The 15,404-nt window shown below is 40.8% G+C and carries 2 protein-coding genes; both read left to right on the top strand.

Annotated elements, in window-relative coordinates; all coding sequences use genetic code 11:
- Window positions 1-5 precede the first annotated feature (5 nt).
- Window positions 6-7,655: a non-ribosomal peptide synthetase gene (locus F0220_RS30765; protein WP_149847011.1), complete on the top strand. Its 7,650-nt coding sequence runs from the start codon at window positions 6-8 to the stop codon at window positions 7,653-7,655.
- 18 nt (window positions 7,656-7,673) lie between these two features.
- Window positions 7,674-15,392, top strand: coding sequence for a non-ribosomal peptide synthetase (locus F0220_RS30760; RefSeq protein WP_149847010.1), 7,719 nt, complete (start codon window positions 7,674-7,676; stop codon window positions 15,390-15,392).
- Window positions 15,393-15,404 lie beyond the last annotated feature (12 nt).

The following is a 15,404-nucleotide window of genomic DNA, read 5'->3' as shown; positions in this document are numbered from 1 at the left end:
ATATCATGAGCAAAAAACAAGGAATCAAGACAATCTATCCGTTAAGCCCTCTCCAGGAAGGGATTGTATTTCATACACTTTATGATCAGAATCCGAAGGTATATTTTGAACAAATCTCGTTCGCAGTTGTTGGGGATTTTGATCATCAATTGTTTATAGAGGCTTATAAGGCTCTCTGTGATCGACATGATATTTTACGAACTATTATTGCCCACGAGAAACTATCTAAACCGATGCAAGTGGTGCTCCATTCACTAGAATTCGATATATATGAGAAAGATATTAGTGATTTATGTGATGAAGAATGTGAAGAGTTTGTAGAATCTTATAAAGAAAATGATATTAATAAAGGTTTTCAAATGGTCGGTATAGCGTTACACAGATTGGCTCTTTTCACACAACAAGGGAAATTCCACGTGGTATGGAGTCATCATCATTCTTTGCTTGATGGTTGGAGTGTGGAACTCCTTCTTAAAGAATGGTTCCAAATTTATTGGGCGAAAGTAGAAGGAGGTAATGCTCTCCTCGGTAAGCCTGAACCATTCCGGTCCTATGTGGACTGGCTAGAGAAGCAAGATAAAAATGGAGCGGCAGACTATTGGGAAAAGTTCACCACGGGATATGAAGAAAAAGCTTCGCTTCCTTTTCGAAAGATGAGTTCCGAAAGAGAAGGTAGTCATTTCAAACGAATTGACTTTGCGTTTAACGAAGAAGTGACAAGTCAGCTGAAAGATCTCTCAAGAACTACCGGGGTTACACTTAACACCGTTATACAAACACTATGGGGGATTCTGTTACAAAAATATAGTGGTCATGAAGATGTGATTTTTGGAACGGTTGTATCGGGCAGACCAGCTAGTGTAATTGACATCGAAAAAATGGTAGGTTTATTCATTAATACTATCCCTGTGCGTGTATCCGCTGAAAGGGATGCCAGTTTACCCGAGGTAATGAGGCTTATCCAAGAGGGATCATTGGAGTCAGAAGCGTACAACTTCTTCCCACTTTATGAAATTCAAGCGCTCTCTTCGTTAAAGCAAGATTTAATGGATCATGTTTTAGTTTTTGAAAACTATCCTAACCGTTTTAACTGGGAAGGGATTAATGATGATGAGCATGGATTTCATATTGAAGGGGTCTCTAGATTTGAAGAAACAAACTTCTCATTTGGCCTTATTGTTCATCCATCAGATCGTTTAGAATTTTCTATACTCTACGATACATTGAAATATGAGAGTGACGGAATTGAGAATATTCCAAATCATATGCTTTGTTTGGTAGAGAGCATGCTTGATTCTCCAAATGGAAAAATCAGTGAGTATGGAATTGTTCCGCAGTCAGAGCTTAAGCAGCTTGAAAACTATATGGGAGAAAATGAGTGGTTTGATCGTGATGTCACAATTCAAGAGTTATTTGAAAACCAAGTCGAGAAGGCACCAGATCAAATCGCTTTAATTACTGGAGATATCTCTTGGACTTACTTCGAACTTAATAGAAAAGCCAATTGCATTGCACATCATTTAAGACACGATATTGGAATTAAACCCGGAATGTTAGTAGGGATAATGACAGATCGTTCCTCAGAAATGATAGCAGGGATTTTAGGAATATGGAAAGCTGGGGGAGCGTACTTACCTTTAGACCCGGACTATCCAGAAGATCGACTGTCGTACATCATTTCAGATAGTGGAGTGGAGTGGGTTCTTTCCCAAACTAATATGAAAAATCTACTCCAAAGTCTTGGTGTAAATGGACTTTATCTGGATGAGGCGACTTTTCAAAAGCAGGAGATAATTTTTGAAAACTTATCTGTTGTAAATCAGCCAGATGATCTAGCATATATCATTTATACATCTGGATCTACGGGTAGACCCAAAGGGGTCATGGTCGAGCATCGTGGTGTATCAAACTTAAGTGAAGCATTCAAAAAAGAATTACAAATTGTACAAGATGATAGGATCCTTTTGTTTGCGAGTATTTCGTTCGATGCATCGGTGTTAGAGTTGGCAGAGAGTATTTTACAAGGGGCAACACTCTGTATTCCAAATAATGAAACGATCCACGATCCATGGGAGATGACACAATGGATGACTACACATCAAGTTACAATAGCCACCTTCCCACCCGGATTTGCAGTGTACCTTGATGTTGAACAAATGCCTTATTTGCGTGTGTTAATAACGGCCGGTTCATCATCTTCTATGAATTTGGTTGAAAAGTTTAAGTCTATCAGATACATAAATGCCTATGGACCTACTGAATACACGGTTTGTTCAGCTCTTTGGAATTTTAATTCTGATGAAATGCTAGATAAGAACGTACCTATCGGTAAGCCCATTGCCAATACAGAGATTTTCATCATGAATCGCTGGGGACAACAACAACCTATTGGGGTAGTTGGAGAATTATGCATTGCGGGAGTAGGGTTGGCACGAGGATATCTTAATCGGTCTGATCTCACCGCAGAAAAATTTGTGGAGCATCCATACAAACCGGAAGAGCGAATGTATAAGACAGGTGATTTAGCTAGGTGGTTACCGAATGGGAATCTGGAGTACTTTGGACGGGTTGATCATCAGGTGAAAATACGGGGATTCCGTATTGAAATTGGAGAAATCGAGAGCGCCATGCAACGGCTATCAGGCGTACAAGATGCAGTTGTATTGGCAAGAAACGATAAGGAAGGCCAGCTTTACTTAGTAGCTTATGTGGTCATGGACACTGAAACAACATCAATGGATGTGAACATGATTCGGAGTGGTTTAAAAAAAGAACTTCCGGATTTTATGGTTCCCGAACGATTTATCGCACTGGAGAAGCTCCCGTTTACGCCTAATGGAAAAGTGGATCGTAAAGCCTTGCCAGAACCAAAGGATGGGATGACAAGTGGAAGGGCTTATGCTGCACCGCGTGATGAATGGGAAACCAAAATGGTTCAGGTTTGGCAGGATGTATTGGTGAGAGAACGGATCAGCATCTATGATCATTTCTTTGAGCTAGGCGGACATTCATTAAAAGCGATGGCTTTAGTGTCAGCCCTTCAAAAACAATTGCAGATCGAGATGCCTCTTCGACAGATATTCAATACCCCGATTCTCCATGATTTAGCTCAATATGCAGCGCGAGCAGCTCAGAGTCGGTTTGAGCCCATTCAACCGTTAGCGCCTAAAACGGCATATCTTGTATCATCTGCCCAGCGTCGATTGCTGATTCTCAATCAAATTGGTGAGAAACAGACAAGTTATAACATGCCTATGGCGGTTCGGCTTCAGGGTGACCTGGATGTGGAGAAACTCGAAACTGCCCTTCAAAGGATGGTCGAAAGACACGAAGCTTTGCGTACTTCATTTACATGGGTCGACGGCGAGCCGCTGCAGATCATCCATGAGAACGTCCCGTACCGGTTAGAGCGGCTCGGGCAGTTGGAGGCCAGCGAGAAGTTAGGGAGTTCCCTGCGTCAGAAACTGAGTGAACTCATCCAGCCATTCGATTTACAACAAGCTCCACTCATGCGAACTTGGCTTGCGGAACAGGGGCAGTCGGATTATGTATTAGTGATGGACATGCACCATATTATTTCAGATGGAGTATCTACGGCATTATTTTGGGATGAACTGTCCCGGATATATAGGGGCGAAACTCTAGAACCGCTAGAGCTGAGCTACAAGGATTACGCGGCGTGGGAACAGGCACAAATGGATAGTGAGTCCATGAAAGATCAGGAATCTTACTGGCTGGATCAATTATCCGGAGAGCTTCCCATACTGGAACTTCCTCTTGATCGACCGCGTCCACTGGTGCAAAGCTTTGAAGGTGACCGAATCACATTCGAATTGGAAAAAGAAACAACAGATCGACTGCAAGAACTGGCAGCGAAGAGTGGCAGTACACTGTACATGGTACTCATGGCCGCGTTCCAAGTGTGGTTAACCCGCTACAGTGGTCAAGAAGACATCGTAGTGGGTACCACTATTGCTGGGCGTCGTCACGCTGATACGGAACAGATGTTAGGTATGTTCGTAAACACGCTAGCTCTGCGGGGAGCACCAACAAGAGAGAAAACATTCACTGCGTTCTTGTCGGAAGTGAAGACAACATTGTTACAAGCCTATGAAAATCAGGAGTACGCCTTTGATCGGTTGGTAGAAAAGCTGGAAGTTAGACGGGATGCGAGCCGTAACCCTCTGTTTGATGCTTTATTTTCGATGCAAAACACAGCTATAGGTGATTGGGGTTTGTCTGAATTAAAACTGGATCCATTAGAGATTGAATGGAGTATTTCTAAGTTTGATTTAACTTTAGAAGCCTGGGAAACCGATGTGGGTATTGTCTTTGGCTTAGAATATGCAAGTCAGCTGTTTGATCGAACGACCGTACAGCGGATGGGGGATCACTGGTTAAAACTCCTTCAGGAGATTGCATCTGAAATGGAGCTAACTATCGGGGCCATCGAAATGATATCCGAGCCTGAACGGGAAGAGCTACATCGATTTAATCGCACGGAAGTTCCGTTAGATATCGAGAAAACGGCAGCAGACTGGTTTGAAGAACAGGTGGCAGAAAGACCGAAAGCAACCGCACTGATCTTCAATGAAACTTGTTGGACGTATGATGAATTGAATCGGTTGGCGAATCGAGTGGCTTGGCATTTGCAAGCAACGGGCATTGGCGCAGGACGTCTCGTCGGCATTATGGCAGATCGGTCGGTCGAGTTGATTGCAGGAATTCTAGGGGTTTGGAAAGCAGGAGGGGCTTACGTTCCGCTGGATCCTGATTATCCAGAAGAACGCATTGCCTATATGCTGATGGATAGTGGCGTGGACGTGGTGTTGACGCAAAGCCATCTTGAAGAACGGGTCACTCAGCATGGTGTGAGCAGCGTTTGTATGGAAGCATTGGCCGAAGAAGCGGAAGAAGTAGTCAATCCGATGCGAACGAATGCAGCTGGAGATATCGCTTATGTCATCTATACATCGGGATCGACTGGAAAGCCAAAAGGTGTGATGGTAGAGCATCGAGGTGTTGTGAATTTAAGACAAGCATTACGTAATCAAATGAATATCACTCCTTCGGAACGTATTCTTCAATTTGCGAGCATTTCTTTCGATGTATCGGTAGCAGAAATTGTGCAAAGTTTGTTATCAGGCGGCGTGTTATGTATGCCAGACCGTGAAACGGTGCGGGATGCATGGAAACTAACTCAATGGATGGCGGAGAAACAGGTGACGATAGCGACCTTGCCACCGGGTTTTGCACTGTATGTTGATGTTCAGCACCTACCCAAACTGCGGATGCTGATTACAGCGGGATCCGCTGCGACCGAAAGTTTGTTGGAGCACACCAAAGGAATCACTTATTTCAACGCCTATGGACCTACCGAAAGTACAGTATATGCAACCATGTGGCAAAGACCTGCTGGTCAAACGCAAGGATCTGTACCGATTGGTGGTCCCATCGATAATACGGAAATTTATATCATAGATGAGGCCGGACGGATGCAACCCATTGGCGTCGTCGGGGAACTGTGTATAGCCGGGATCGGCCTTGCTCGCGGGTATCTAAATCGAGCAGAGCTCACGGCGGAGAAGTTTGTAACTCACCCGAATAAACCTGGGGAACGGATGTATAAGACCGGAGACTTCGCGCGTTGGTTGCCGGATGGAACTCTGGAGTACCTTGGTCGGAAAGATGATCAGTTGAAAATTCGCGGATACCGCATTGAAATTGGTGAAATCGAAGCTGCGCTGGACCAGATGGATGGTGTGCGTGAGGCGGTGGTTGTGCCACGGAAAGATCAGGAGGAGCAAGTATACCTGTGTGCTTACTGCGTACCCGTAGAAGAGGGAACAACCGGATCACAACTGAGAAGTGGTTTACTGAGAATCCTGCCTGAATATATGGTGCCTAGCCGAATCGTCATTATGAGCCAGTTACCGCTGACGTCGAATGGAAAGGTAGATAAAAAGGCACTGCCGGAGCCGGAAGAGGCGAAGGCAGCAAGAACATCTTATGTGGCACCAAGAACTCAAATGGAAGAAGACATGGTGGAAATTTGGCAGGAAGTGCTGGGAGTCAGCCAAGTCAGCGTCGACGATCACTTCTTTGAGCTTGGTGGGGATTCCATAAAAGCTATTCAAATTAATGCTCGATTGTACAAGAAACGATTGAATTTAGAGACGAGACATTTATTCAAGCATCCGATTTTAGAAGACGTGGTGAAATACGTCAAAGCGTTAGAACGGAAAGCAGCTCAGAATGTTGCAGGTTCTATACTACCAACACCAATTCAAAGCTGGTTTTTTGAACAAGAATTTGATCAACCAGAGCATTGGAACCAAGCTATCATGACTTGCAAGAAAAGTGGATACAATCCGAAATATTTAAGCGATAGTTTGTCTTACTTAGTTGCTCAGCACGATGCTTTAAGAATAAGTTGTCAAACAGAAAGAAATTCATTTGAACTTAAATATGAAGAAGTCATTGACACAAGTACTGTATTCAACATATTCGATTTTAGAGACGAAGTAGAACTACACGAGCGCATTCGAGAAGAAGCCAACAAACTGCAAAGTAGTTTTCAATTAGATAACCCGCCCTTGTTTCGAGTAGGGTTATTCCAAACTAACGCTGGAGATTATTTACTTCTTATTGCACATCATCTCATTATAGACGGTGTATCATGGCGTATCATCTTAGATGATTTACATGAGATTTATGATCAAATAGAAGCGGGTAAATCACCTGTCTCACCGGATAAGACAGACTCGTTTCAGGCATGGTCACATTTACTGAAACAATATGTGAACGATCCTAAATTTGAAGAGGATTCTACGTATTGGAAAAAAATGGCGAACTATGAGCCACAGCGGTTACGTACGGAAGGACAAGCATGGAGTGGTTGTTGGAAGGATAGTAGAACGGTTTCCATCCGTCTGAACTATGAGGAGACTCAGGGGTTAATGACGGAAGCTCATAAAGCGTATAACACAGAGATGAACGATCTGCTACTTAGCGCTCTTGTTTGCACAATGAAAACTAAAATGGGATTAGATCGTTTTGGAGTTATGATGGAGGGCCATGGAAGAGAAAATTTGGATGCAGACATTAATGTTTCTCGGACAGTAGGTTGGTTTACCTCGTTATTTCCTGTATTTTTATCTCATTCTTCAGGAGAATTGGGAGAACTTATAAAAGAAACAAAAGAAACAATAAGGCAAATACCTAAACATGGAATTGGCTATGGGATGATGAAATACTTATCCAGTTCAGAGTCGAGCTTCCCGTTCAAGTCCGACTTGGAACCGGAAGTCTGCTTTAACTACTTAGGTGAGTTCTCTTCAGGAAAAGGGTTTGAGTTATCTTCTTATGATGTAGGAACAGTTATAGGTGGAATCAACAAGCGATCATTTGTATGGGACTTCGTTGCTATTGTAGAGGATGGAGAAATGAAGATAAATCTGACATTCAATGGTGGCGAGTTCCTTGAAGAAACGATGATGGGAATTCTAAAGGAATATAGTCAACAGTTACGTGAGGTTTCTCAATATTGCCGAGAAAAAAATGAGACAGAACATACACCAAGTGATTACACGATGAAAATTTCCCAGTCTGAGCTCGATGAATTAGCTCAAGAAATAGAATTTTCAATCGATTAAAGAAGTGGGAGTGGAGTTATGGCTACGAAAATTGTTAACTTGTATCCTCTGACAGCCATGCAAGAAGGCATGTTCTACCAATATGAATTAGAGAGAAAGTCTGAAGCATATTTTGAACAAACAAATATTACAATACAAGGAAAACTTGATCTTAACATTCTTCAAGAAGCAGCTAACTATATGATCCATCGCCACGAAATATTCCGTTCAGTGTTTAATTTCTCAAAATTAAACAAAATGGTTCGTGTAGTTTTGGCAGAGCGTTCAATTTTAATTCCATATCAAGACTTACGAATGTACGATGAAGCAGAACAAAAACATTTAATAGAAGAGTATTGTCGGAGTGACAGGAAAAAAGGATTTGATTTAACTAAGGATTTGTTGATAAGAATGTTTGTGTACCAAACTGGGAAGCAATCATTCAATATCATCTGGAGCTTCCATCATATTCTTATAGATGGTTGGTGTGTGGGCCTGTTTCTGCGAGAATGGTTCGCTACCTATGAATCACTTCTTCATGGGTTAGAGCCAAAGCTTCCTTCAGTCGCACCATTTAGCAATTATGTGGAGTGGTTGGAAGCACAAGATAAAGTTGCATCTTCTATTTACTGGGAAAAAAGATTGAAGGGGTTTGAACAGAAAACTTCTATCCCAGAGAATAAATTTGTAGAGCAAGTGATAGATCAAAATAATAATCAACAATATTTATTCTCATTCAATTCTCAGTTAACCAAGAACATTCAATCCCTAGGTTTATCTAGTGGAGTTACCTTAAATGTAGTTATTCAAACATTATGGGGTCTTCTGCTTCAACGATATAACAATAGTCAAGATGTTGTTTTTGGAGCGGTCTATTCAGGCCGTTCCTCCCAAGTAGCTGATATTGAGCAAATGATGGGTTTATTTATTAATACAATTCCTGTACGGGTGAAATGCGAACCACAAGATAAATTAATAGATGTAATGCATATGGTACAGACCTTGTCCATTGAATCTGAACCTCATAGTTACTATCCCCTTTACGAAATTCAGTCCAAGTCTGAACTGAAGCAAGACTTACTGGATCACGTACTGGTTTTCGAAAATTACCCTAGTCATGGATCCCTTGCAGACAGGGATAAAGTAGGTTTTGAAATAACCGACATCCATGCTTCAGATCGAACAAATTATGCACTCGATATCATTGTGGTTCCTGGAGCAGAATTGACTTTTCGAGTGAACTATAATTCTAGCGTTTATGATGGGGAATTAATCAAAGAAATATCGGAGAATCTGAAACAACTTGCTCAGCATGCATCTAATCATCCTGATTCACAAGTATGTCAGCTCGAGATGATCTCTCATTCTACTCAAAGGTTATTGTTAGAGGAGTACAGTGGGGTATCAGTAAAGTCTGAAATTAATCATTGTATTACGGAATGGTTTGAAAGTCAGGTGGACAATAATCCGAATCATCTTGCAGTTTCATATGGTGAAGTTAGCTTAACTTATGGGGAACTTAATAAAAAGGCAAATTGCCTTGCTTGGAAACTGCGTAATTATGGTGTCGTACAAAACACTGTTGTTGGATTAATGTCAGAAAGATCTATCGAGATGATTGTAGGTATACTAGGTGTACTTAAGGCAGGAGGAGCCTATGTACCGATTGATCCGGAATATCCTTCAGACAGAGTGAAGTACATGTTATCAGATTCGGGTGCAAAATTAGTCCTAACACAACAGCATCTAATTCCCAAATTAGCTCCTTTCAAAGTGACTTGTTGGGACTTAGTTGAGAGTATGACTGATAATGACCAACGGGTATACCACAATCCACCGGTAATCAATGCAATTAATGATCTTGCATACATCATGTACACATCCGGTTCTACTGGAAAACCAAAGGGTGTATTAACATCCCACCGTAATATTATTCGAGTTATTAAGAACACAAATTATATTGAGTTCAACGAAAAAGATAGAATTCTACAACTTTCAAATTATTGTTTTGACGGATCCACCATGGATATCTATGGTGCTTTAACAAATGGTGCAACTTTAGTGCTAGTAGATAAAATGAGAATGCTAAATTTGAATAGCTTGTCAGAGCTGATTAGAACACAGGATGTCTCTGTGAGCTTTTTCACTACCGCGTTTTTTAATGCGATGATAGATGAAGATCCTACTTGCTTTAATGGGATGAGACACGTGTTGTTTGGGGGAGAACGGGCTTCAATAGCACATGTTAATAAGGTACTAGACCATAACCCTGAGACTCGTTTTATTCATTGCTATGGTCCAACAGAAACAACAGTGTTTGCAACTTATTATGAAATTCCAAGAGACAAGCCACTATCTAACTCTCTCCCTATTGGCAAGCCATTGACCAATACTGAAGTTTTAATACTCAACAATGATGGGAATTTACAACCTATTGGAGCAGTTGGAGAGCTGTGTATAGCAGGACCAGGACTAGCGAAAGGATACTTAAATAGAGAAAGTCTTACATTAGAGAAGTTTGTCCAGCACCCTTTCAAAACCGATGAAAAAATGTATCGGACTGGAGATCTTGCGAATTGGAATCGTGACGGGAATATTGAATACGTAGGACGTATGGACAACCAAGTGAAAATTCGGGGATATCGAATTGAGACTGGTGAAATTGAAGCTTCTCTTCGGCTGTTGGTTGGAGTGAGTGATGCCGTAGTTGTACCAAAGAGTGACCAAGGCAATCAAACAAGTCTTTGGGCGTACATCGTCCCAAAACAAGAATACTTATTGAGTATAAGGGATGTCCGAGATAGCCTTTCTACTTTACTACCTGATTATATGCTACCTAATTACTATGTCATTATGGATGCAATACCATTGACGCCTAATGGGAAAATCGATAAGAAATCGCTTCCTGAGGAAGCGATGTTTGAGAAGTATATGTCGGTACAAGAAGCACCTCAAAATGAGCATGAAACAAAGATGGTAAACATCTGGAAGCGTGTATTGGGAATTTCGTTAATCAGTAGAAATGATCACTTTTTTACTCTTGGCGGCCATTCCTTAAAGGTCATGAATCTTGTATCTCATATTCATAAGGAATTAGATGTATTAGTGCCATTCAAACAAGTATTTAAAACTCCAGTCTTGCATGAGCTTGCTACTTATGTGGCAAATTCAGTTCCAGAACGTCTTGAACGAATTCAACAGGCTTGTGAACAAGATAGTTATCCGGTTTCTTCTGTCCAGAAGCGAATGCTGATCCTTAATCAATTTGAGGGTGCGCATGAGAGCTACAATGTCCCTACTGCTGTTAGCTTAAAGGGTAAAGTTAATTTTGACAAATTAGAAGAGGTATTATCGAAACTAGTTGAAAGACATGGAGCACTTCGAACATCGTTTGAGTGGGTTAATGGTACTCCAATTCAAAAAGTGCATGCTGCAGTATCATTTTCGCTTGGAAAATATGATCTGCAAGATATTAAACTCTCAACTCAGGCTGGATTAACGCAAAGTGAAACCACCGACCATAATGTTTTATTGGAAAAAATACAAACTCTGATTCTGCCATTTAATCTTGGTGAAGCACCATTAATGAGAGCGAGTCTTTTGCAGTCAAAAAAAGATGAGTCTATTCTTTTCGTTGATATGCACCACATCATTTCAGATGGTCTTTCAATGAATGTATTTTGGAAAGAATTCTCCATTCTTTATTCAGAAGGGCAATTAGAACCTATTGAACTTGAATATAAAGATTATGCAGTATGGGAGCAATCTCAACACGAATCAGAGGATTTTAAAAAGCAAGAGTCTTTTTGGTTAGATTATCTCTCAGGAGAACTTCCTGTACTAGAACTTCCAACTGATCATATACGTCCAACCGTTCAGAGCTTTGAAGGGGATCGTGTCCGGATTCAACTAGACAAAGAAAAGACAGCTGGTCTCCGACAATTGGCAACTAAGAATGGAAGTACACTCTATATGGTTTTAATGGCAGCCTATCAGGTTTGGTTGAGTAAGTACACTAGTCAAAAAGATATTGTAGTTGGTACACCAATATCAGGCCGTAGGCATATTGACGTACAGAAGATGATGGGCATGTTTGTCAATACGCTAGTTTTAAGAGGAGCTCCTAGCCCTGATAAGAGTTTTAATAATTTCTTAGAAGAGACTAAAGAGGCCGTCTTAAAAGTCTTTGATAATCAAGATTATCCCTTTGAATTTTTAGTGGAAAAGTTACAGATAAACCGCGATGTTGGACGAAATCCATTGTTTGATGCCATGTTCTCGTTAAATAACGCATCGGAGAAGCAATTTCTGAATGTCGATGGGACAGTTGGCGAGACAATTGATCTCGATTATAAATTTGCAAAATTCGATCTTTCCATGGAAGTCATGGAGTACGAATATGGAATTTCGTTCAGCTTAGAGTATGCTACTAAGCTATTTGAGCGGAGCACTATAGAACGTATGGTTCTTCATTGGATTCAATTATTAGAACAAATCATTATTAATCCAGATAATCCTATCGGTTTCATTGAAATGATGACAGATAGTGAAAAACATTTTGTATTAGACAAGTTTAATACGTTGCCTACTAAACGAGAGAGTCTGGGTACAGTGTCTCAACTGTTTGAAGAACATGTACGACGAACGCCAAATCATGTTGCAGTCGTGTTCAATGATCAACAATGGACCTATGATCAGTTAAACAGGATGGCTAATCGTGTTGCTTGGAAGCTCTTACAACATGGTGTTGGTAGAAATACAATCGTTGGCTTGATGACTGAACGTTCCATTCACATGATTACAGGTATTCTAGGGGTTCTCAAAGCGGGCGGTGCATATATGCCAATAGATCCTGAATATCCGCAAGAAAGATTGGAACTGATGATTAAAGATAGTGGTACCGAACTGATATTGGTACAAGAAGAGTTACGTGAACGCTTAAGCGATTTTGAAGGTATTTGTTGGGATTTGAATTCCCTAGTAAGAAATCATGTAGATAGAGATGAGTCTAAGAATCCTTCAATAGCACAATCAATGGATGATTTGGTTTATATCCTCTATACGTCCGGATCTACTGGGAAGCCTAAGGGTGTAATGACAACTCATCAAAATATTATCCGAACAGTTCAAAATAATAATTGTATTGATATTCATGATACAGATCGTGTTCTTCAATTTTCAAATTATTGTTTTGATGGATCTACGATTGATATATATGGAACATTAACCAATGGAGCAACTTTAGTATTGGTGGACAAAGTGACGATGCTAGATATGAAAAGCTTACCAGCACTTATCCAGGCCCAAAATGTGTCGGTAAGTTTCTTCCCTACAGCATTTTTCAATGCAATTACTGACGAGGTTCCTTCTTGTTTTGTTGAGATGAGACTCATTTTGTTTGGCGGAGAACGCGCATCGGTGACTCATGTTAAAAGAGCTTTGGAACACAATCCGAAAACGCGTTTTATCAACGGATATGGTCCAACTGAAACGACAGTGTTCGCAACATACTATGAGGTGCCTAGGGATGAACCTTTATCAGATCCAATTTCGATTGGTACACCGTTGACTAATACTGAAATTTTAATTCTAAACGAAAACAGACGGCTCCAACCAATTGGTGTTGTAGGTGAAATATACGTTTCTGGAGAAGGTCTGTCCAAAGGATATCTTAATCGCACAGAGCTAACCCAAGAAAGATTCATCCCTCATCCTTTTAAAGAAGGAGAAAGGATGTATCGAACGGGTGATCTGGCTAAGTGGTTGAATGAAGGGAATATAGAATATGTTGGTAGACAAGACTCACAAGTTAAAATTCGCGGATTTCGCATTGAACCAGAAGAAGTTGAAAATGTTCTTTCAGGTTTGGAGAAGGTTCGTGAAGCTGTTGTCCTGACGAAGCTTGATATGGATGAGAAGTTATATCTATGTGCGTATGTGGTACCCGAACAGGAATACACTCTGAATCATTCTCAATTGAGAGAAGAGCTCCTCAAGATGTTACCTGAGTATATGGTACCTGGACGATTTTGCATAATGGATCGATTCCCTCTCACGTTAAATGGCAAAGTAGACCGCAGAGCATTACCAGAACCGGAAGAAACAACAGACACAGGACGCGAATATGAGGCGCCACGGAATGAAGTAGAAACGATATTGTCTACAGTTTGGCAGGATGTGTTGGGTTACAAAAAGATCGGTATTCATGATCATTTCTTCCAACTCGGAGGGGATTCAATCAAGGCAATTCAGATATGCGCTAGATTATACAAGGCGAAAATGAAACTAGAAGTAAAACAACTTTTTCAAAATCCAATCCTTTGTGACGTAGTAGCTTGCATAAAGCCTTTGGAAATCAAAGCTGAGTCAGCACAAGTAAGTGGGGAGGTTCAACATACTCCGATACAACAATGGTTCTTTGAACAAGAGTTTGTTAAGCCTGAACATTGGAACCAAGCCATGATGCTCTATCGGAAAGATGGATATCAGCCTGATCTTCTTGAAAAGGCATTAACGTACTTAGTCCAACACCATGATTCGCTTCGTTTGAGTTTTCACGAAGAGGCAGGACAGGTAGTACAAAGATATGAAGCGGATTTTAATGTTGAAAAAATCCTGACAGTTGTAGATGTAAAAGGTGAACCCGATCCAGAATTATTTATTCAAGAGGAAGCTGAAAGGTTGCAGGCTTCATTTTACTTGGATAAAGCACCGTTGTTCCATGCAGGACTATTTCAAACGGAAGAAGGCGATCATCTCTTATTGATCGCACATCATTTGGTTATAGATGGCGTTTCGTGGCGCATTCTTATGGAAGATTTATCGGTAGTTTATAAGCAGTTAGCAGAGGGATCGTTACCTGAGTCCTCAGGGAAAACCGATTCATTCCAGGAATGGTCGGTTGCTTTGCAAAAATATGCAAAAAGTCATGAACTAGTTGGTGAGATTGAATATTGGAAGAATATATTGAATCGTTGCCAAGCCTCAAATCAGGAGCAAACGGTTGGTACATGGATGGAATCTGATATGGTTATGGCTAGCCTAACTTCTGTAGAAACGAAGACATTATTAACTGAAGCACATAAAGCTTACCATACTGAAATGAATGATTTACTTCTCAGTGCCCTTGCTCGAGCCATGAAACAATGGAATGGTCAAACAACATTAGGGATCACCATGGAAGGGCATGGAAGAGAAGAAATAGATAATCAGGTTCAAGTAACTCGTACAGTTGGATGGTTTACATCTATGTTTCCAGTTTCTCTAACCTCAGAATATCTCGGCTGGGCGGAACAGATTAAGGAAACGAAGGAGATGCTAAGAAAAGTTCCTAAAAGAGGTATTGGTTTTGGGATTCTGAAATATCTGAGTGAAGATAGAGCCTGCGCAGAATTGCAAGAAACACCACTCCCTGGTATCAGTTTTAACTATTTGGGTCAGTTCGATACAGATTACGGAACAGAATATAGCTTATCTCCTTACGGATCTGGAAGTACTATAGCTGGATCTAATGCTAAGAGTTTTCAATTAGATATCGTGTGTTTGGTAGAACAAGGGGAATTTACAATCCAACTAAATTACCTGAAAACTGAACATGACAAAGAGAGTATTCAGCTTCTAGTAGAAGAGTATTTGAACCAACTGCGTTCTTTGATCAATCATTGTACAAATTTAGAAGAATCTGAGTTTACTCCTAGCGATTACGGTGATAGCGAATTGTCACTTGAAGAGCTCGACAGCCTGTTAAAACAACTTTAAAAGCGGAGGGGC

The organism is Paenibacillus sp. 37, assembly GCF_008386395.1.
Classification (GTDB): Bacteria; Bacillota; Bacilli; order Paenibacillales; family Paenibacillaceae; genus Paenibacillus; species Paenibacillus amylolyticus_B.
This window is presented reverse-complemented; position numbering and strand designations above follow the sequence as displayed.

What these genes read in the sequence shown, in the direction of transcription:
- F0220_RS30760 (WP_149847010.1), top strand. Translation starts at nt 7,674, where the DNA reads ATGGCTACGAAAATTGTTAACTTGTATCCTCTGACAGCCATGCAAGAA.
- F0220_RS30765 (WP_149847011.1), top strand. Translation starts at nt 6, where the DNA reads ATGAGCAAAAAACAAGGAATCAAGACAATCTATCCGTTAAGCCCTCTC.